The following is a 19,457-nucleotide window of genomic DNA, read 5'->3' on the forward strand; positions in this document are numbered from 1 at the left end:
AACAACGATGCGACATAACGTACTTTTTGCCACAGCGTTTGCCACCCTTGTCTCCACCAGCGCGTTTGCCGCTGACCTGCCGGGCAAAGGCATTACCGTGCAGCCGGTGCAGAGCACCATTTCGGAAGAGAGCTTCCAGACCCTGATCGTCAGCCGCGCGCTGGAGAAGCTGGGCTATACGGTCAACACGCCGAGCGAAGTGGATTACAACGTGGGCTACACCTCGATTGCCTCCGGTGATGCCACCTTTACCGCCGTGAACTGGCAGCCGCTGCACGACGACATGTATGCCGCCGCAGGTGGCGATAAGAAATTCTATCGCGAAGGCACCTTCGTGACCGGCGCGGCGCAGGGTTATCTGATCGACAAGAAAACCGCTGATAAGTACCACATCACCAATATTGAGCAACTGAAAGATCCGAAGATCGCCAGACTGTTCGACACCAACGGTGACGGCAAGGCCGACATGATGGGCTGCTCGCCGGGCTGGGGCTGCGAAGCGGTGATTAACCACCAGAACAAAGCGTTCGATCTGGCGAAAACCGTCGACGTGAGCCACGGCAACTACTCCGCGATGATGGCCGACACCATTGCCCGCTTTAAAGAAGGCAAGCCGGTGATCTACTACACCTGGACGCCGTACTGGGTCAGCGACGTGCTGAAGCCGGGCAAAGACGTGGTGTGGTTACAGGTGCCGTTCTCCTCCCTGCCCGGCGAGCAGAAAGATATCGACACCAAACTGCCGAACGGCATGAACTATGGCTTCCCGGTGAACACTATGCACATCGTGGCGAACAAAGCCTGGGCGGAGAAAAACCCGGCTGCGGCGAAGCTGTTCTCGGTGATGAAGCTGCCGCTGGCGGACATCAACGCCCAGAATGCGATGATGCATGCGGGCAAATCCTCTGAGGCGGATGTTAAAGGCCACGTGGATGGCTGGATCAAAGCCCACCAGCAGCAGTTTGATGGCTGGGTGAAAGAGGCGCTTGCGGCGCAGAAGTAAAAACACAACACAACCTTACCCTTCCCCCCGGACCGTACACCCTTCTGGGGAGAGGGTTAGGGTGAGGGGATTAACCGCACAAACACACACATAACAATCCCCCAACATTCTCAATCATTAGCTATTATGGTTTCCGGAAAAATAATCACTTAACTCACGATTCCTGAAACTAATGACAAAAACATCTCAGGGGCTTAGCCCCGCACTCATCCTTTTAATGTCCGTGGCAACGGGTCTGGCAGTCGCCAGCAACTATTACGCACAACCTCTGCTTGATACTATCGCGCGCGCCTTCGATCTTTCAGCCAGCTCCGCCGGCTTTATCGTCACCGCTGCGCAGCTCGGCTATGCGGCAGGGCTGCTGTTCCTGGTGCCATTGGGCGATATGTTTGAGCGCCGGATGCTTATCGTCTCTATGACGCTTCTGGCGGCAGGCGGCATGCTGATCACCGCCAGCAGCCAGTCGCTGACGATGATGATCGTCGGTACCGCGCTAACGGGGCTTTTCTCCGTCGTCGCGCAAATCCTGGTGCCTCTCGCCGCAACGCTCGCCTCGCCGGAAAAACGCGGCAAAGTGGTCGGCACTATCATGAGCGGCCTGCTGCTGGGCATTCTGCTGGCGCGAACCGTTGCCGGGCTGCTGGCAAGCCTCGGCGGCTGGCGCACCGTCTACTGGGTGGCGAGCGTATTGATGGTGGTGATGGCGCTGGCGCTGTGGCGCGGGCTGCCGAAGGTGAAGCAGGAGAACCACCTGAATTACCCGCAGCTTCTGGCCTCCGTGTTTAGCCTGTTCACGCAGGATAAACTGCTGCGCACCCGCGCTCTGCTGGGGTGTTTAACCTTCGCCAACTTCAGCATTCTCTGGACGTCGATGGCGTTTCTGCTGGCAGCACCGCCGTTCAATTATTCCGAAGGGGTGATTGGTCTGTTCGGTCTGGCCGGTGCCGCCGGTGCATTGGGCGCTCGCCCGGCAGGCGGGCTGGCTGATAAAGGCAAATCGCACATGACCACGACAGCCGGACTGATTTTGCTCCTGCTCTCCTGGGCGGCCATCTGGTATGGGCACGTCTCGGTGCTGGCGCTGATCGTCGGTATTCTGGTGCTCGATCTCACCGTACAGGGTGTTCACATCACCAACCAGACCGTGATTTACCGCGTGAAGCCCGAGGCGCGTAACCGCCTCACGGCCGGATACATGACCAGCTACTTCATTGGTGGTGCGGCGGGTTCGTTAATATCAGCGTCAGCGTGGCAGCATGCCGGCTGGTCAGGTGTGTGCGGGATAGGGGCACTCGTCGCCGCGCTTAACTTGGTTGTATGGTGGCGCGGCTATCATCGTCAGGAAGCAATTCATTAAGTTTTACATTGCTTTGGGCCTCTTAGGGTGTAAAGGGGCCCGGCAGTCTGTTAATGTAAACGTAATCATTTATCCCAGAAATTTTAATGTGGGTGACATATCTACAATTGGCATGAATAGTTCAGACCCCCGTCCCCACATCCTCTCTTCAGCGGGTTTATACCCTACGCTTTCTGTGCTCACCGGGTCACGGACTTACCCGGCGCTCTTTGATGGTGGCATTCGTTTGGCGGATATAACCGCACAAATAATTCATTTACATTATTTGTCACCATCGTTACTATATCGGCTGTAATTAATGAGGTTATGCCCAAAATGGATAGTTCGTTTACGCCCATTGAACAAATGCTTAAATTCCGCGCCAGTCGTCATGAGGACTTCCCGTATCAGGAAATCCTGCTGACCCGCCTGTGCATGCACATGCAGGGTAAGCTGCTGGAAAATCGTAATAAAATGCTGAAAGCTCAAGGGATTAACGAGACGTTGTTTATGGCGTTGATTACGCTGGAGTCTCAGGAAAACCATAGCATTCAGCCTTCTGAGCTGAGCTGCGCGCTGGGATCGTCCCGTACCAATGCGACCCGTATTGCCGATGAGCTGGAAAAGCGCGGCTGGATTGAGCGCCGTGAAAGCGATAACGATCGCCGCTGCCTGCATCTGCAATTGACCGATAAAGGTCACCAGTTCCTGCGTGAGGTGCTGCCACCTCAGCACAATTGCCTGCACAAACTCTGGTCTGCCCTCAGTACTTCCGAGCGCGACCAGCTTGAGCATATCACTCGCAAGCTGCTCACCCGTCTGGACCAGATGGATGAAGAAGGCGCTGTTCTTGAGGCGCTGCGCTAACGCGACGACACGCTCAACAATCCAGATTTATATAAGAAAACCGACAGGCCAGCACGTCACACTGCTGGCCTTTCTGACAACAGGTCGGCTCAGCCGATGTGAAAATAAGAAGATCGTGGAGAACAACAATGAGCGCAAATGCGGAGAGCACTACCCCGCAGCAACCGGCCAATAAGAAAGGCAAACGTAAAAGTGCCCTTCTTCTGTTGACCTTGCTCTTTATTATTATTGCCGTGGCATATGGGATCTATTGGTTTTTAGTATTGCGTCATGCAGAAGAGACTGACGACGCATACGTGGCAGGGAACCAGGTACAGATTATGGCGCAGGTGTCGGGCAGCGTGACGAAAGTCTGGGCTGACAATACCGACTTTGTGCAAAAAGGCGATGTGTTGGTGACCCTCGATCCAACCGACGCCCAGCAGGCCTTTGAGAAAGCCCAGACCGCGCTGGCCTCCAGCGTCCGTCAGACCCGCCAGCTGATGATCAACAGTAAACAGCTGCAGGCCAACATCGACGTGCAGAAAACCGCACTCGCGCAGGCGCAGAGCGACCTGAACCGCCGTGTACCGCTCGGCACCGCTAACCTGATTGGCCGTGAAGAGCTGCAGCACGCGCGCGACGCGGTTGCCAGTGCCCAGGCACAGCTGGACGTGGCGATTCAACAGTACAACGCCAACCAGGCGATGGTGCTCGGCACCAGCCTCGAAAACCAGCCCGCCGTACAACAGGCGGCGACTGAAGTACGCAACGCATGGCTTGCCCTGCAGCGTACCAAAATCGTCAGCCCGATGACCGGCTACGTCTCCCGTCGTTCCGTCCAGCCAGGGGCGCAGATTAGCCCAACCACGCCGCTGATGGCGGTCGTGCCGGCAGACAACCTGTGGGTAGACGCCAACTTTAAAGAGACGCAGCTCGCCCATATGCGTATCGGCCAGACCGCAACCGTGGTCAGTGATATCTATGGCGATGACGTGAAGTACACCGGGAAAGTGGTGGGTCTGGATATGGGGACCGGCAGCGCCTTCTCCCTGTTGCCTGCGCAAAACGCCACCGGTAACTGGATCAAAGTGGTTCAGCGTCTGCCCGTGCGTATCGAGCTGGATGCCAAACAGCTGGCGGATCACCCGCTGCGTATCGGCCTCTCAACGCTTGTGACGGTCGATACCGCCAACCGCGACGGTCAGATCCTGGCAAGCCAGGTGCGTAGCAGCCCGGTTTATGAAAGTAACGCCCGTGAAATTAGCCTCGATCCGGTCAACAAACTGATCGATGACATCGTGAAGGCAAACGCCGGTTAATCCGAAGGTGAGCGTTATGCAACAGCAAAAGCCGCAAAAACCGCTGGAAGGCGCGCAGCTGGTCATTATGACCATTGCGCTGTCGCTGGCGACATTCATGCAGGTGCTGGACTCCACCATCGCAAACGTGGCGATCCCAACCATCGCCGGCAACCTTGGCTCGTCGCTGAGCCAGGGGACCTGGGTCATTACTTCGTTTGGGGTGGCAAACGCCATCTCCATCCCTATCACCGGCTGGCTGGCGAAGCGCGTCGGTGAGGTGAAGCTGTTCCTCTGGTCCACGGTAGCGTTTGTTCTTGCCTCCTGGGCGTGCGGCATGTCCAGCAGCCTGACGATGCTGATTTTCTTCCGCGTCATTCAGGGGATTGTCGCCGGGCCGCTGATCCCGCTGTCGCAGAGTTTGCTGCTGAGCAACTACCCCCCAGCAAAACGTTCGGTCGCGCTGGCGCTGTGGTCAATGACCGTTATCGTCGCGCCTATCTGCGGACCGATTCTGGGCGGGTACATCAGCGATAACTACCACTGGGGCTGGATCTTCTTTATCAACGTACCGATTGGCGCCGTCGTGGTATTGATGACGCTGCAGTCGCTGCGGGGACGAGAGACGCGCACCGAACAGCGCCGTATCGACAGCATCGGGCTGGCGCTGCTGATCCTGGGTATCGGCAGTCTGCAGATCATGCTCGACCGCGGTAAAGAGCTCGACTGGTTCAACTCGCAGGAGATCATCATCCTGACCATTGTCGCGGTGGTGTCGATAAGCTTCCTGATTGTCTGGGAGCTGACGGACGACAACCCGATTGTCGATCTCTCGCTCTTCAAATCGCGAAACTTCACCATCGGCTGCCTATGTATCAGCCTCGCCTATATGCTCTACTTCGGCGCGATTGTTCTGCTGCCGCAGCTGTTGCAGGAGGTGTATGGCTATACCGCGACCTGGGCGGGTCTGGCCTCAGCGCCCGTTGGGGTGATCCCGGTTCTGCTGTCGCCGATTATTGGCCGCTTCGCCCACAAGCTCGACATGCGTCGGCTGGTGACGTTCAGCTTCATTATGTACGCCGTGTGCTTCTACTGGCGCGCGTATACCTTTGAGCCGGGAATGGACTTTGGCGCTTCGGCATGGCCGCAGTTCATTCAGGGCTTTGCGGTGGCGTGCTTCTTTATGCCGCTGACCACCATTACGCTCTCTGGCCTGCCGCCTGAGCGTCTGGCGGCGGCATCAAGCCTGTCGAACTTCACCCGTACGCTAGCAGGTTCCATCGGGACGTCGATCACCACCACCCTGTGGACCAACCGTGAATCGATGCACCACGCCCAGCTGACCGAAGCGGTGAACCCGTACAATCCGAATGCCCAGCAGATGTACAGTCAGCTTCAGGGCATGGGGATGACGGAGCAGCAGGCATCCGGCTGGATTGCCCAGCAGATCACCAACCAGGGGCTGATTATCTCGGCAAACGAGATTTTCTGGATATCGGCGGGGATCTTCATCGTCCTGCTGGGGCTGGTGTGGTTTGCCAGACCGCCGTTTGGCGCCGGTGGCGGCGGCGGAGGGGCGCACTAATTCGCGTTGTCCAGAACGCGACAGCGATTGTCAGTTTCGATAAAGCAGCGCTCCTGAAATCAATTCACGATAGTGAAAAGACAACAGGAGCGCATCATGCTGAACACACCCGCCGACAAATACCAGCCTTATCCCACCGTTTCATTGCCCGGCCGCCGCTGGCCAGAGCAGACCATCACCCGCGCGCCGCGCTGGCTTTCGACAGACTTACGCGACGGCAACCAGGCGCTTGCCGAGCCGATGGACAGCGCGCGCAAGCTGCAGTTCTGGGATTTGCTGCTGGGCTGCGGATTTAAAGAGATTGAGGTCGCCTTTCCGTCCGCCTCGCAGACCGACTTCAACTTTGTCCGCCAGCTTATCGAAGAGAACCGCATTCCGGATGACGTCACGATTCAGGTGTTAACACAGGCGCGGGAAGATCTCATCCATCGTACTTTTGAATCCCTGCGCGGCGCGAAGCAGGCCACCGTCCACCTGTATAACGCCACCGCACCGCTGTTCCGCCGCCTGGTGTTCGGCATGGAGAAAGCGCAGATCGTCGAACTGGCCACCCGCGCCACGCGGCTTATCCGCCAGCTTTGTGAAGAGAACCCTGAAACCCGCTGGCAGTACGAGTACTCCCCGGAAACCTTCTGCTTTACCGAGCCGGAGTTTGCGCTGGAGATTTGTGAAGCCGTGGCGGAGATCTGGCAGCCGTGCGATGAACGGCCAATGGTGATCAACTTACCCGCTACCGTCGAGGTCAGTACGCCGAACGTCTATGCCGACCAGATCGAGTATTTCTGCCGCCACTTCAGCCGCCGCCGCGACGTGTGCATCAGCGTGCATCCGCATAACGACCGCGGAACGGGCGTCGCCAGCGCGGAGCTGGCGGTGATGGCCGGGGCCGACCGCGTAGAGGGCTGCCTTTTTGGCAACGGCGAACGCACGGGCAACGTTTGCCTGGTAACGCTGGCGATGAACCTCTACAGCCAGGGCATTAGTCCCAATCTGGACTTTAGCGATATGAATCGGGTGGTCGAAACGGTAGAGGCCTGCAACCAGTTGCCTGTCCATCCGCGCCATCCGTGGGCTGGACGGCTGGCCTATACCGCCTTCTCCGGCTCGCACCAGGACGCCATCAAGAAAGGCTTTGATGCCCGCAGGCCTGGCGATCGCTGGGAGATGCCCTATCTGCCCGTCGATCCGCAGGACATCGGCTGCACCTACGAAGCGGTGATCCGCGTGAACAGCCAGTCAGGAAAAAGCGGCAGCGCCTGGCTTATTGAGCAAAACCACGGCCTGAAGCTGCCCCGCGCCCTGCAGCAGGATTTTAGCCAGCACGTGCAGCAGGAAACGGATCGCCACGGGAAAGAAATGACGCAGAACGCACTGTGGCAGCTATTCCGCACCCGCTACGGGCTGGTAACGACCCCGCAGCTGGCGCTGCAATCCTACCGCAGCGACGGCCAGCAGGACGGCCAGCTGCGGCTGACGGCAAACGTCGTCACGCAGGGGGGAACGCGCCAGCTGGAGGGTCAGGGCAACGGTCTGCTCTCCGCTGCCGCGCAGGGCCTGAGCCGCTGGGTCAACGCGCCGTTTGTGATTAAGGATTATCACGAACATACGCTGGGCGAACGCAGCGACAGCCGCTCGGTGGCCTATATCCGCTGCCTGTTCCAGGACGGCACCAGCAGCTGGGGCGTGGGCATTGACAGCGACGTGGCGCGCGCGTCGCTTCAGGCGCTGTTTAACGCGGTCAGTCGTTCTTAAAGTAATCGCTGGGTGAGATACCCATCGCCCGGCGGAACATCGCCGTAAAGGCGCTGTGGCTGCCGTATCCCAGATCCAGCGCCACGCGCAGCACCGGCTGGCCCTGCGCCAGCCGCACTAAGGCTTCCAGCAGGCGCGCCCTTCTCACCCACTCGCCGTAGCTTAACCCGGTCTGCTGCTGAAAATGGCGGTTCAGCGTACGCTCGCTCATCCCGAGCAAGCTCGCGCTCTGTTGACCGCTCCAGCTTTCACCTGGTAACTGACGGACCTGCCGACACAGCTGGCGTAACGCTTCACTTTCCGGTTCCGGCAGGTGAAACGGCAGCACCGGCATGATGCGAATTTCATCCAGAATGAGCTCATACACGCGCTCGTCACGGCTTCCCGGCGAGTACGACTCAGGTAGCGTCAGGGAGGTGAGGATCAGCTCGCGCAGCAGCGGGGAGATCTGCACGATCTGACAGGTCGCCGGGAGATCGGCTCGCGCCAGCGGATCGATAAACAGCGTGCGGGCTGCAACGTTGCCGGTGATGCGAAGCGAGTGCTGTGTCCCCGCCGGTAGCCAGACGCCGCGCCCGGGCGGCACTACCCAGCAACCGGATGCGGTATCGACCCGCACGACGCCCGTCAGGCTGTGCAGCAGCTGCGCGCAGTCGTGCTCATGCCACGGCTCGCTATCGCCATGAGCATAATCATGCGAAAACGGCACAAGCGGGCGATGGGTAAAGGAGAAGGTGGTGGTTGTCGTCATGAGGATTGTAGGCCCGGCCAGCGAAGCGCCACCGGGCATCCACAGGCACAATACTAGATGTGCAGCTCCTGCAGTTTTTCTTTTGGCAGGGCCAGCTCTTCATTGCTGTTTACGCGAACGTCACGCTCGATGATGTGACGGGCAATTTCCTGGGCTTCTTCCAGAGAGTGCATCTGGTAAGTGCCGCACTGGTAAACGTTCAGCTCAGGGATCTGGTTCTGCTCTTTCACTTTCAGCACGTCTTCCATCGCCGCTTTCCACGCATCGGCGACGCGTTTCTCTTCAGGCTGACCAATCAGGCTCATGTAGAAGCCGGTACGGCAGCCCATCGGAGAGATGTCGATGATCTCAACGCCATTGCCGTTCAGGTGGTCACGCATGAAACCGGCGAACAGGTGTTCCAGGGTGTGAATGCCTTTCTCCGGCATCACTTCTTTATTCGGCACGCAGAAGCGCAGATCGAAGACGGTGATCGTGTCGCCGTGCGGGGTGTGCATGGTCTTCGCCACGCGGACTGCAGGTGCTTCCATACGGGTATGGTCGACAGTAAAGCTATCTAATAACGGCATACGTCACCTCCGATAGTGATTTTTTTTAAAATAAACTGAACTCTTCTACAGAATGCACGTCTGAGTATATGAAAGACGCGCATTTGTTATCATCATCCCTGAATTCAGAGATGTATATTTTGGCCACAGCGATGTGGCCTTTTTCTTTTCTGCTTAAGCCTGCTTCGCCAGAAACGCCTCAAACGACTCCGTATCCGCCGCTTCAACCTCTTTCTGACGCACCAGGGACGCGTCGCGCTCCGCGACAAAATCCGCTTCGCTCAGGATCTCTAACGGCTCCTGCATCAGCATCTCACGGTACTCCGCTGAGAGTGAACGCCCCGTGCCGCCAATCCCCTGCTCGATCATGGTGCGCAAAATGCGCGCAGAGAACGTCAGTTCCGGGTTATCAAAGCATTCAACCAGCTGGTCGCAAATCTGTTGATACGCGTCGCCGCCGTCGATGCTGTCCAGAGTGCGGGCAACACGCTTCAGGTCACGGAACAGATCCTTACCTACCTTAGCCAGCGGGAACTGCGCCGTTTCGCAGCCAATACCCAGCGTCAGACCCGGTTTACGGCCTTCCAGAATCACGCGGTTCCAGTTCGTGCGCGTACAAAGCAGTTCGTCTGAACTCATTTCCGGCGCATCCGCCAGCGCGCACCAGACCATAAACAGATCCAGGAAGCGAACCTGCTGCTCGTCAACGCCAATCGGTGAGAACGGGTTGATGTCCAGCGAGCGCACTTCAATGTATTCAATGCCGCCGCGCTGCAGCGCATCCGACGGCGTTTCACCGCTGCGCGTCACGCGCTTCGGACGAATTGGCGCATACAGTTCGTTTTCAATCTGCAATACGTTGCTGTTGATTTGCAGGCGCTTTCCGTCTTTTTCGAGGCCGATTTTCGCGTACTCTTCCGACGGAGTTTTAATCGCCCGCTTCAATCCTGCCACATATTCGTGCAATTCGTTAAACGTAATACCGAGATTGCTTTGCGATTTATTGGTATAGCCCAGATCGCTCATGCGCAGAGAAGTCGCGTACGGGAGATAGTACATGCCACACTCGGTTTTTTCGAACGGCAGCGTAGTCGGTTTCCCCTGCAGGAACGATGAACAAATGGCAGGCGACGCGCCAAACAGATACGGAATCACCCAGCCAAAACGGTAATAGTTGCGGATCAGACGGAAATAACCGGCGGAGATCGCTTCTTTATCCGTATCTCCCCCCTTCGCCTGCCAGAACGCCATCGGCAAAGAGAAATTGTAGTGCACGCCAGAGATCGTCTGCATCAGCGCGCCGTAGCGATTTTTAAGACCTTCGCGATAGAGCGTTTTCAGCCGACCAATGTTTGACGTGCCGTACTGCGCCAGCTCAATCTCCTGGCCCTGCTCGATATAGCACGGCATGCTGAGCGGCCACATACGCTCATCGCCGAGATTGCGCGCGGTGTAGCGATGGATGTCGCGCAGGATCGTCAGCATATGATCAATATCGCCGTCCACCGGCGTAATGAACTCCAGCAGCGCTTCAGCGAAATCGGTTGTGATCCATTTATGTGTCAGCGCCGAGCCTAACGCCTTCGGGTGACCCGTCGTCGCTAAGCTACCGTCCGCGTTAACGCGCAGCGTTTCACGCTCAAGACCACGCTGAATACCCTTCAGAGCCTGAGGGTGGTTTTCCAGCCAGGCCAGCGCCTGAGATACGTCCGGGATCAAATTGACCTCCCGCCTGTCAAAGTAATGTTACTCAGCATAATTGTAATGGTTGACGATTGAAGGTCGCGTATTCATTCCACCAATTAGTGCCACCACGTCATACCCTGTAGTGTTGCCCACGCCACGAGAACATAGCGCAACGCCTTGCCAAGGCACAAAAAAAAGAGCACCGGTCCCCAGGAGATGCGCATCCATCCCGCCAGCAGACACAGTAAATCGCCTATTACAGGCATCCAGCTTAATAACAGCGTGGCAGCGCCATAGCGTTTTAGCCAGCCGACTGCCTTTTCCTGCCAGCGCGATTTTTCGCGCAGCGGAAAGAAACGCCCAAGAATAACGTTAGTCAGCCCTCCAAGGCTATTACCCATTGTTGCTATTAATACAAGCAGCCAGGGCTGACTCACGCCGGACAACAGCATCGCCACCAGTACCACTTCCGAATTTCCCGGTAACAGCGTGGCGCTTAGAAAACTGCTGGCGAATAATGAGGCAAGTGACAGCGCGTCACTCACAGTAAGCGCACATCCACCGCCGCCATTCCGGCATCACGCGCGGCCTGAATACCGAAGTCGGCATCTTCAAACACGACGCATTTTGCCGCCGGTACGCCCATTAATTCTGCGCAAAGCAGGAAGGTGTCCGGCGCGGGCTTGTGATTTTTAACATGATCGGCGGCCACCACGGCAGAAAAATAGTGGCGCAGGCCAAGATGGTTGAGCAACGCTTCTGCTATCGCGCTCTCGCTGCCCGTCCCGACAGACATCGGGCGACGCCCGTGCCACTCTTTTACCACATCAATCAGTGGCAGAGGGCGTACGGTATCTAAAAGCATGGCTTTTACCGCATCGGTTTTTTCACGCGCGAGAAGGTGTGGGTCGAGATCGGCCTGATTCAGTTCAATCACGGCCTGCGCAATACGCCAGGTTGGGGATCCGTTGAGGGCAATCATCGCCTGAAGGTCGAAACGCATGCCGTAGCGGCCAAGGACCTCGGTCCAGGCTTGACGATGCGTGGGTTCAGTATCCAGGAGGGTGCCATCCATGTCGAAGATCAAACCGTCATACTGTGCGTACATCGTGCTCTCGCTAAACGATTAACAAAGCATTACTTTATCGTAAAAGGGGGTTTTTGTCGCTGACAGAGAGTGTGATTGCTGACGGAACGTCGAAGGAATAGACAAAAGAAGAGAAGATGGTGCATCCGGGAGGATTCGAACCTCCGACCGCTCGGTTCGTAGCCGAGTACTCTATCCAGCTGAGCTACGGATGCATCGGGGAAATGCTTTTAGAAACAGTAAATGGTGCATCCGGGAGGATTACTCGGCTGCGCCTCGCCCTTCGGGCTGTTGCTAAAGCAACGTTATCCTCCCTGGTGCTTGCGATTAACTCGCAGACCTTGAAAAAACAGCATCGCTGTTATCTCGGAGAATATGGTGCATCCGGGAGGATTCGAACCTCCGACCGCTCGGTTCGTAGCCGAGTACTCTATCCAGCTGAGCTACGGATGCATCAGGGAACTGCTTTCAGAAATAGTAAATGGTGCATCCGGGAGGATTCGAACCTCCGACCGCTCGGTTCGTAGCCGAGTACTCTATCCAGCTGAGCTACGGATGCATCGGGATTTACTACTGTACTGCTCGATATTCATATCACTTCGAAAGCAATATGAAGTAATAGATGGTGCATCCGGGAGGATTCGAACCTCCGACCGCTCGGTTCGTAGCCGAGTACTCTATCCAGCTGAGCTACGGATGCAAAATGGCGGTGAGGCGGGGATTCGAACCCCGGATGCAGCTTTTGACCGCATACTCCCTTAGCAGGGGAGCGCCTTCAGCCTCTCGGCCACCTCACCACACAACGCCTCTTTCGAGTGCTTCGAGTGACTCGTTAAGAGCTTCTCGTCGCTGCGTGGCGCATATATTACTTTCTGGGACTTATAAGTCAAACAATTTTCCAAAAGCTTTTATCGTTTGCACAAATCACACGCAATTCGCATGTAAAAGCCGCAAAGAGGGTGTTTTATAAGCGGATTTTGCAGGCATCTTCACAGAAAACTGATGCGGAAAAGACAGTGTTGGGGCGAGATAAGGGTAGCGGAGTGATTAAAAAGAGAGCGATTGAAATTAAACGGTAACTTTGAGCAGGAAAAATAGCGGGAGGGTTGCGTCTCGCCCGACAGCGAGACGCGACAATATCAGTAACTGGACTGCTGGGATTTTTCAGCCTGGATACGCTGGTAGATCTCTTCACGGTGGACAGATACTTCTTTAGGAGCGTTAACACCAATACGTACCTGGTTACCCTTTACCCCTAAAACTGTCACGGTGACCTCATCCCCAATCATGAGGGTCTCACCAACTCGACGAGTCAGAATCAGCATTCTTTGCTCCTTGAAAGATTAAAAGAGTCGGGTCTCTTGTATCCCGGCATTATCCATCATATAACGCCAAAAAGTAAGCGATGACAAACACGTAAAGTGTAAGCAGTCACGGCATCACATTCTGTTAAACGTAAGTTTAGCCGATATACACAAACTCAACCTGACTTTATCGTTATCGATAGCACAGTGAACAAGACGCCATAACGTTGCCGCTATGGCGTCTGCTTGTGCTTTGTAGTTATTACAGTTTCGCGCTTACCCAGCTTTCAACGCTGGCTAATGCCGCAGGAAGTGCCGCCGCATCCGTACCACCGGCTTGCGCCATGTCCGGACGACCGCCACCCTTGCCGCCCACCTGCTGAGCGACCATACCAATCAGTTCCCCTGCTTTAACGCGGTCGGTCACATCCTTAGAGACGCCCGCAATCAGAGAAACCTTACCTTCTGCCACCGTCGCCAGCACGATAACGGTAGAACCAAGCTGGTTCTTGAGATCGTCGACCATAGTACGCAGCATCTTAGGCTCAACGCCCGCCAGATCGCTGACCAGCAGTTTGACGCCCTTAATGTCTACAGCCTTGCTGGAGAGGTTTGCACTCTCCTGCGCCGCAGCCTGCTCTTTCAGCTGCTGCAGCTCTTTTTCCAACTGACGCGTGCGATCCAGCGCAACGCGCACTTTCTCGCCCAGATTCTGGCTATCGCCTTTCAGCAGCTGCGCGATGTCGTGCAGCTGATCGCTCTGCGCATGCAGGCTGGCGATTGCGCCTTCACCGGTCACCGCTTCAATACGACGCACACCTGCAGCCGTACCGGATTCGGAAACAATGCGGAACAGGCCGATGTCACCGGTGCGCGAGGCGTGAGTACCGCCGCACAGTTCGGTAGAGAAGTCGCCCATGCTCAGCACGCGAACGCGCTCGTCATATTTCTCGCCAAACAGCGCCATCGCACCTTTTTTCTTCGCGTCCTCAAGATCCATAATGTGGGTCTCAATTGGCAGGTTACGACGGATCTGCGCGTTCACCAGGTCTTCCACCGCGCGAATTTCAGACGGCTTCATTGCTTCAAAATGCGAGAAGTCGAAGCGCAGCATTTTATCGTTTACCAGAGAACCTTTCTGTGCAACGTGGGTACCCAGCACGTCGCGCAGGGCTGCGTGCATCAGGTGGGTTGCAGAGTGGTTCAGACGAATGCGCGCACGGCGTGCTTCATCAACGTTAGCCTGTACGCCCTCGCCCACTTTCAGAGAACCGGATACCAGTTTGCCCTGGTGACCGATCGCCTGACCGTATTTCTGGGTGTCGCTGACGCTGAAGCTAAAACCGTTGCCTTTCAGTTCGCCTTTATCGCCAACCTGACCGCCGGATTCCGCATAGAACGGCGTTTTGTCCAGAATGACGACGGCTTCCTGACCCGCGCTGATGCTGTCTACGGCTTTACCGTCAACAAACAGGGCGGTCACTTTGCCGGTCAGTTCCAGCGCTTCATAACCTTTGAATTCAGACGCGCTATCAACGCGGATCATCGCGTTGTAGTCTGCCCCGAAACCGCTGGACTCACGCGCACGACGACGCTGCTCTTCCATCGCGGCTTCAAAGCCTGCTTCATCAACTTTGATGTTGCGCTCGCGGCAAACGTCCGCCGTCAGGTCAACCGGGAAGCCGTAGGTGTCGTACAGGCGGAAAGCGGTTTCGCCATCCAGCGTGTCGCCCTTAAGCTTCGCCAGTTCTTCGTCCAGCAGCGCCAGACCGCGCTCCAGCGTACGAGCGAACTGCTCTTCTTCGGTTTTCAGAACCTGCTCAACCTGCGCCTGCTGGCGTTTCAGCTCGTCGCCGGCTGACCCCATAACGTCAATCAGTGGCCCAACGAGTTTATAGAAGAAGGTGTCCTTCGCGCCCAGCATGTTGCCGTGACGGATCGCACGGCGAATGATGCGACGCAGCACGTAGCCACGGTTTTCATTCGACGGAATAACGCCGTCGGCAATCAGGAACGCACAGGAACGAATATGGTCTGCGATAACGCGCAGCGATTTGTTGTTCAGATCGGTCGCGCCGGTAACGTTCGCAACGGCTTTGATCAGAGTGCTGAACAGGTCAATCTCGTAGTTGGAGTTAACGTGCTGCAGAACCGCGGCGATACGCTCCAGGCCCATACCGGTATCAACGGACGGCTTCGGCAGCGGCTCCATGGTGCCGTCAGCCTGGCGGTTGAACTGCATGAAGACGATGTTCCAGATCTCAATATAGCGATCGCCGTCTTCTTCCGGGCTGCCTGGAGGGCCGCCCCAGATATGGTCGCCGTGATCGTAGAAGATCTCGGTGCACGGACCGCAAGGACCGGTGTCGCCCATCTGCCAGAAGTTATCAGACGCATATGGCGCGCCTTTGTTATCACCGATGCGAATAATACGCTCGCGCGGGATACCCACTTCTTTTTCCCAGATTTCGAACGCTTCGTCATCGGTTTCGTAGACGGTCACCCACAGACGCTCTTTCGGCAGGTTGAACCAGTTTTCACCGGTCAGCAGCTCCCATGCGTATTGAATGGCATCATGTTTGAAGTAGTCGCCGAAGCTGAAGTTACCCAGCATTTCGAAGAAGGTGTGGTGGCGCGCGGTGTAACCGACGTTTTCCAGGTCGTTGTGTTTACCGCCCGCACGCACGCAACGCTGTGAAGTTGTGGCGCGGGAATAATTACGCTTGTCGAGACCAAGGAACACATCCTTGAACTGGTTCATCCCGGCGTTGGTAAACAGCAGAGTCGGATCGTTGTTCGGTACCAGGGAGCTGCTGGCAACAACCTGGTGTCCCTTACTATGGAAAAAATCGAGAAACGCCTGACGGATCTCAGCGGTGCTCTTGCTCATAATTATCCTGAAATCAAGCTAACGAAATGTCGTAGCCAGCCTGTATCGGTAAACCGTTGGACGGACCAGCTACTGGAAAAAGTGGGAATAAGATAAGTTTTCTTTAGTGGGAAGTAAAATCCCGCATGCGTTCAATCGGCAAAATTACGCCAGATATCCTGAATATCTTCCATCAGAAAGCCGCGGTAGAGCAAAAAGCGCTGGATTTTGACTTTTTCTGAAAATTCACGCGGCAGCGGTTCGCCGTACTTACGAATCGCCTGCTCTTTTGCCAGTTCGCACCAGTCCGTGTCGCTTTCGCGCATCGCTTTTTCGATGGACTCCCTGGCCACCCCTTTCTGGTTAAGCTCCTGGCGGATGCGCGCGGGCCCATACCCTTTGCGACCACGGCTGGCGAGAAAACGCGAGGCAAACCGGTCATCGTCCAGGTAATGATGCTCATAGCACCAGGCAACCACGCGGTCGTAGTCTTCCGCAGTGGCATCAATCTCTTCCGGCCCGTTTTTGCTCATGACGGGCGCTGACAGCTTCCGCCGCAGCTCCTGTTCACTGTGGTCGCGCACGGCGAGAATGCGTACCGCACGATCCAGCAAGCGCGCGTAGGCGGGTCGGCGTGATGTCGGTTCACTCATAAAAAACCTGCAGAATCAGAAATGCAAAAAGGGCCGCGTCAGCAGCCCTTCATCTTTACACGAGAGACTTAAAAGTCTTCGTTGGTTTCTTCAGCATCCGCGGCATCCACCACGAAATCAGGTTTGGAGTCCTGGTTGTTCAGCAGAAGCTCACGCACCTTCTTCTCAATCTCTTTCGCCGCAGCCGGGTTCTCTTTCAGCCAGGAGATAGCATTCGCTTTACCCTGACCAATCTTGTCACCGTTGTAGCTGTACCAGGCGCCCGCTTTTTCAATCAGCTTCTCTTTCACGCCCAGGTCAACCAGCTCGCCGAGGAAGTTGATACCTTCGCCGTAGAGGATCTGGAATTCAGCCTGTTTGAACGGTGCTGCGATTTTGTTCTTCACAACCTTCACGCGGGTTTCGCTACCCACCACGTTCTCGCCCTCTTTCACCGCGCCGATACGGCGGATATCCAGACGGACAGAGGCGTAGAATTTCAGGGCGTTACCACCGGTGGTGGTTTCCGGGTTACCGAACATCACACCAATTTTCATACGGATCTGGTTGATGAAGATCAGCAACGTATTGGACTGCTTCAGGTTACCGGCCAGCTTACGCATCGCCTGGCTCATCATACGTGCCGCGAGGCCCATGTGAGAGTCACCGATTTCACCTTCGATTTCCGCTTTTGGCGTCAGCGCCGCAACGGAGTCGACGATGATCACGTCAACCGCACCGGAGCGTGCCAGCGCGTCACAAATTTCCAGCGCCTGCTCGCCGGTGTCCGGCTGGGAACACAGCAGGTTGTCGATATCAACGCCCAGCTTACGGGCATAGACCGGGTCCAGCGCGTGCTCGGCATCGATAAACGCACAGGTTTTACCTTCGCGCTGCGCCGCTGCAACAACCTGCAGGGTCAGCGTCGTTTTACCTGAGGATTCCGGACCGTAGATTTCTACGATACGCCCCATCGGCAAACCGCCCGCGCCCAGTGCGATATCCAGAGAAAGCGAACCGGTGGAGATAGTTTCCACATCCATGGAACGGTCTTCACCCAGGCGCATGATGGAGCCTTTACCGAATTGCTTTTCGATCTGGCCCAGTGCTGCCGCCAACGCTTTCTGTTTGTTTTCGTCGATAGCCATTATTACTCCTGTCATGCCGGGAGAAGCAACTGCGCTTCACCATGGACTTCTGTTCTGTTGGTGCAATTATACTGTATAGTCATACAGTATCAAGTATTTTGTAGAAATTGTTGCCAGAGCGTTTTTAACGCATAAACGGTAGCCTGACGACGCACGCTTTCGCGATCGCCGCTGAAGCACTCCCGGCGGGTGATCCCCTCCCCTTTGGACGTGGCAAACCCGAACCAGACGGTGCCGACAGGCTTCACGTCGCTGCCGCCGTCCGGCCCCGCGATGCCGCTGATGGAAATGGCGTAATCTGCCCGCGCCTCTTTCAGCGCGCCAATGGCCATTTCAATGACAACCGGTTCGCTGACCGCGCCATGCTGTTCCAGCGTGGCTTCGCGTACGCCAATCATCTGCGCCTTAGCTTCGTTACTGTAGGTCACAAAGCCACGTTCAAACCAGGCGGAGCTGCCGGCGATATCGGTAATCGCTTTCGCCACCCAGCCGCCGGTGCAGGATTCCGCGGTGGTAATAGTCGCGCCACGCTGCTTCAGGGCAAGGCCAACGATCTCGCTAAGCTGCATCAATTCATGGTCAGTCATTCTTGCTCCAGGCTTGAGAAAAACGTGCAGCACAAGATAGCACTTTCTCGTCAGATATGGGGATGCGCTTCAAGTTTTACGAGGGGGCTTCAGAAAAAAGCCGGTGCGGGCGCACCGGCTGTAGAAATATTATTTCATGCTGTTCGCAAGCGTATCGACATTATGGCGAAACGCCTTAACGTAGGTGTCTGCTGCCCCACCTTTTGCCGACAAGGCTTCCGGGTAAAGTTCGCCGCCCGGCTGTGCGCCCGTCGCCGACGCAATCTGCTTCACCAGACGCGGATCGAGCTGGTTTTCCATAAACCACGTTTTCACGCCGTCGGCTTTAATCTGCTTGATAATCTCCGCCACCTGAGACGCGCTGGCCTCGCTCTCTGAAGAGAGTCCTTGAGGTGCCATGAAGGTTACGCCATAAGCGCGGCCAAAATAACCAAACGCGTCATGGCTGGTCAGCACTTTGCGCTTTTCCTGCGGGATCTGGCTAAAGCGCGTTTTGGCCCAGCTGTCCAGTTGAGTCAGTTGCGCAATGTATGGTTTTCCTGAAGCCTCCAGCGCCGCTTTGTCTTCTGGATCGGCTTTCACCAGCCCGTTCAGAATATTTTGCGCATACAGCGCACCGTTCGCCGCGCTGTTCCAGGCGTGCGGATCGGTCACGGTCTTTCCATCTTCCTCAAGCGTGTGGGTTTTCACCCCGTTTGAGGCAACGACCAGCTGGCCTTTGAACCCGGAGGCTTTCACCAGGCGGTCGAGCCAGCCTTCCAGCCCCAAACCGTTGACCACGACCACGTCAGCCTTGCTCAGCGCCGCGCTGTCCTTAGGCGACGGTTCGAAGGTATGCGGATCGCCGTCCGGCCCCACCAGCGTCGTCACGTTTACACGATCGCCCCCCACCTCCTGCGCGATATCCCCCAGTATCGAAAAGCTGGTGACCACATTCAGCGTTTTCGCCATCGCGCTATGCGACATTATCCCCAGCGCTAGCGCCATGATTAATCCTGTACTTTTCATCGTTTCCCCTTGCG

17 protein-coding genes and 5 tRNA genes are annotated in these 19,457 nt (G+C 56.4%); 6 read left to right on the forward strand and 16 right to left on the reverse strand.

Going from position 1 to position 19,457, the window contains the following annotated elements; all coding sequences use genetic code 11:
• Positions 1-7 precede the first annotated feature (7 nt).
• From proX to leuA, 6 genes are all read left to right on the forward strand, one after another.
• Positions 8-1,003 carry a glycine betaine/L-proline ABC transporter substrate-binding protein ProX gene (gene proX, locus ACMWL8_RS13030; RefSeq protein WP_045260894.1) on the forward strand — a complete coding sequence of 332 codons (996 nt, stop codon included), beginning with the start codon at positions 8-10 and terminating at the stop codon, positions 1,001-1,003.
• Positions 1,004-1,175: 172 nt separating this feature from the next.
• A complete protein-coding gene (locus ACMWL8_RS13035; RefSeq protein ID WP_028014180.1) occupies positions 1,176-2,360 on the forward strand; it encodes an MFS transporter in 1,185 nt (394 codons plus the stop codon).
• A 315-nt stretch (positions 2,361-2,675) separates the two neighbouring features.
• Positions 2,676-3,206 (forward strand): transcriptional repressor MprA, encoded by a 531-nt coding sequence (mprA, locus tag ACMWL8_RS13040; protein ID WP_041911975.1) that lies wholly within the window; start codon positions 2,676-2,678, stop codon positions 3,204-3,206.
• Positions 3,207-3,334: 128 nt separating this feature from the next.
• On the forward strand, positions 3,335-4,507 hold the full coding sequence (gene emrA / locus ACMWL8_RS13045) for a multidrug efflux MFS transporter periplasmic adaptor subunit EmrA (RefSeq protein ID WP_021241959.1): 1,173 nt from the start codon (positions 3,335-3,337) through the stop codon (positions 4,505-4,507).
• Positions 4,508-4,523: 16 nt separating this feature from the next.
• Positions 4,524-6,071, forward strand: coding sequence for a multidrug efflux MFS transporter permease subunit EmrB (emrB, locus tag ACMWL8_RS13050; protein ID WP_028014182.1), 1,548 nt, complete (start codon positions 4,524-4,526; stop codon positions 6,069-6,071).
• 96 nt (positions 6,072-6,167) lie between these two features.
• Positions 6,168-7,823 carry a 2-isopropylmalate synthase gene (gene leuA / locus ACMWL8_RS13055; RefSeq protein WP_045260895.1) on the forward strand — a complete coding sequence of 552 codons (1,656 nt, stop codon included), beginning with the start codon at positions 6,168-6,170 and terminating at the stop codon, positions 7,821-7,823.
• Here the strand turns inward: leuA and ACMWL8_RS13060 are convergent.
• The 16 genes from ACMWL8_RS13060 to ACMWL8_RS13135 all read right to left on the reverse strand — a co-directional run bounded on the left by ACMWL8_RS13060 (position 7,810) and on the right by ACMWL8_RS13135 (position 19,443).
• On the reverse strand, positions 7,810-8,574 hold the full coding sequence (locus ACMWL8_RS13060) for an AraC family transcriptional regulator (RefSeq protein ID WP_045260898.1): 765 nt from the start codon (positions 8,572-8,574) through the stop codon (positions 7,810-7,812). The genes leuA and ACMWL8_RS13060 overlap by 14 nt on opposite strands.
• Before the next feature lie 53 nt (positions 8,575-8,627).
• Complete coding sequence (gene luxS / locus ACMWL8_RS13065) at positions 8,628-9,143, reverse strand: S-ribosylhomocysteine lyase (RefSeq protein WP_008499539.1); 516 nt, start codon at positions 9,141-9,143, stop codon at positions 8,628-8,630.
• Between the two features lie 153 nt (positions 9,144-9,296).
• Positions 9,297-10,841, reverse strand: coding sequence for a glutamate--cysteine ligase (gshA, locus tag ACMWL8_RS13070; protein WP_045260896.1), 1,545 nt, complete (start codon positions 10,839-10,841; stop codon positions 9,297-9,299).
• A gap of 83 nt (positions 10,842-10,924) precedes the next feature.
• Entirely contained in the window at positions 10,925-11,353 is a 429-nt protein-coding gene (locus ACMWL8_RS13075) for a YqaA family protein (RefSeq protein ID WP_008499541.1), read from the reverse strand.
• Positions 11,350-11,916, reverse strand: a complete 567-nt coding sequence (gene yqaB, locus ACMWL8_RS13080) for a fructose-1-phosphate/6-phosphogluconate phosphatase (protein ID WP_045260897.1) — start codon at positions 11,914-11,916, stop codon at positions 11,350-11,352. The genes ACMWL8_RS13075 and yqaB overlap by 4 nt, the downstream gene beginning before the upstream one ends.
• Before the next feature lie 117 nt (positions 11,917-12,033).
• A tRNA-Arg gene (locus ACMWL8_RS13085) sits at positions 12,034-12,110 on the reverse strand.
• Between the two features lie 161 nt (positions 12,111-12,271).
• A tRNA-Arg gene (locus ACMWL8_RS13090) sits at positions 12,272-12,348 on the reverse strand.
• A 29-nt stretch (positions 12,349-12,377) separates the two neighbouring features.
• A tRNA-Arg gene (locus ACMWL8_RS13095) sits at positions 12,378-12,454 on the reverse strand.
• A 64-nt stretch (positions 12,455-12,518) separates the two neighbouring features.
• A tRNA-Arg gene (locus tag ACMWL8_RS13100) sits at positions 12,519-12,595 on the reverse strand.
• 4 nt (positions 12,596-12,599) lie between these two features.
• Positions 12,600-12,692, reverse strand: a tRNA-Ser gene (locus tag ACMWL8_RS13105).
• Between the two features lie 342 nt (positions 12,693-13,034).
• Positions 13,035-13,220 carry a carbon storage regulator CsrA gene (gene csrA / locus ACMWL8_RS13110; protein WP_000906486.1) on the reverse strand — a complete coding sequence of 62 codons (186 nt, stop codon included), beginning with the start codon at positions 13,218-13,220 and terminating at the stop codon, positions 13,035-13,037.
• A gap of 241 nt (positions 13,221-13,461) precedes the next feature.
• Positions 13,462-16,089 (reverse strand): alanine--tRNA ligase, encoded by a 2,628-nt coding sequence (gene alaS / locus ACMWL8_RS13115; RefSeq protein WP_045261268.1) that lies wholly within the window; start codon positions 16,087-16,089, stop codon positions 13,462-13,464.
• 131 nt (positions 16,090-16,220) lie between these two features.
• On the reverse strand, positions 16,221-16,721 hold the full coding sequence (gene recX / locus ACMWL8_RS13120; RefSeq protein WP_028014188.1) for a recombination regulator RecX: 501 nt from the start codon (positions 16,719-16,721) through the stop codon (positions 16,221-16,223).
• Positions 16,722-16,789: 68 nt separating this feature from the next.
• Positions 16,790-17,848, reverse strand: a complete 1,059-nt coding sequence (gene recA, locus ACMWL8_RS13125) for a recombinase RecA (RefSeq protein ID WP_028014189.1) — start codon at positions 17,846-17,848, stop codon at positions 16,790-16,792.
• Positions 17,849-17,937: 89 nt separating this feature from the next.
• Positions 17,938-18,435, reverse strand: a complete 498-nt coding sequence (pncC, locus tag ACMWL8_RS13130) for a nicotinamide-nucleotide amidase (RefSeq protein WP_028014190.1) — start codon at positions 18,433-18,435, stop codon at positions 17,938-17,940.
• A gap of 129 nt (positions 18,436-18,564) precedes the next feature.
• Entirely contained in the window at positions 18,565-19,443 is an 879-nt protein-coding gene (locus ACMWL8_RS13135) for a metal ABC transporter substrate-binding protein (protein WP_045261267.1), read from the reverse strand.
• Positions 19,444-19,457 lie beyond the last annotated feature (14 nt).

This window comes from Enterobacter sp. 04-C-12-SI-ECC (assembly GCF_047530715.1).
GTDB lineage: Bacteria > Pseudomonadota > Gammaproteobacteria > Enterobacterales > Enterobacteriaceae > Enterobacter > Enterobacter bugandensis.

What these genes read in the sequence shown, in the direction of transcription:
- recX (WP_028014188.1), bottom strand. Translation starts at nt 16,721, where the DNA reads ATGAGTGAACCGACATCACGCCGACCCGCCTACGCGCGCTTGCTGGAT.
- luxS (WP_008499539.1), bottom strand. Translation starts at nt 9,143, where the DNA reads ATGCCGTTATTAGATAGCTTTACTGTCGACCATACCCGTATGGAAGCA.
- leuA (WP_045260895.1), top strand. Translation starts at nt 6,168, where the DNA reads ATGCTGAACACACCCGCCGACAAATACCAGCCTTATCCCACCGTTTCA.
- emrA (WP_021241959.1), top strand. Translation starts at nt 3,335, where the DNA reads ATGAGCGCAAATGCGGAGAGCACTACCCCGCAGCAACCGGCCAATAAG.
- alaS (WP_045261268.1), bottom strand. Translation starts at nt 16,089, where the DNA reads ATGAGCAAGAGCACCGCTGAGATCCGTCAGGCGTTTCTCGATTTTTTC.
- ACMWL8_RS13135 (WP_045261267.1), bottom strand. Translation starts at nt 19,443, where the DNA reads ATGAAAAGTACAGGATTAATCATGGCGCTAGCGCTGGGGATAATGTCG.
- csrA (WP_000906486.1), bottom strand. Translation starts at nt 13,220, where the DNA reads ATGCTGATTCTGACTCGTCGAGTTGGTGAGACCCTCATGATTGGGGAT.
- ACMWL8_RS13060 (WP_045260898.1), bottom strand. Translation starts at nt 8,574, where the DNA reads ATGACGACAACCACCACCTTCTCCTTTACCCATCGCCCGCTTGTGCCG.
- ACMWL8_RS13035 (WP_028014180.1), top strand. Translation starts at nt 1,176, where the DNA reads ATGACAAAAACATCTCAGGGGCTTAGCCCCGCACTCATCCTTTTAATG.
- yqaB (WP_045260897.1), bottom strand. Translation starts at nt 11,916, where the DNA reads ATGTACGCACAGTATGACGGTTTGATCTTCGACATGGATGGCACCCTC.
- proX (WP_045260894.1), top strand. Translation starts at nt 8, where the DNA reads ATGCGACATAACGTACTTTTTGCCACAGCGTTTGCCACCCTTGTCTCC.
- emrB (WP_028014182.1), top strand. Translation starts at nt 4,524, where the DNA reads ATGCAACAGCAAAAGCCGCAAAAACCGCTGGAAGGCGCGCAGCTGGTC.
- mprA (WP_041911975.1), top strand. Translation starts at nt 2,676, where the DNA reads ATGGATAGTTCGTTTACGCCCATTGAACAAATGCTTAAATTCCGCGCC.
- pncC (WP_028014190.1), bottom strand. Translation starts at nt 18,435, where the DNA reads ATGACTGACCATGAATTGATGCAGCTTAGCGAGATCGTTGGCCTTGCC.
- recA (WP_028014189.1), bottom strand. Translation starts at nt 17,848, where the DNA reads ATGGCTATCGACGAAAACAAACAGAAAGCGTTGGCGGCAGCACTGGGC.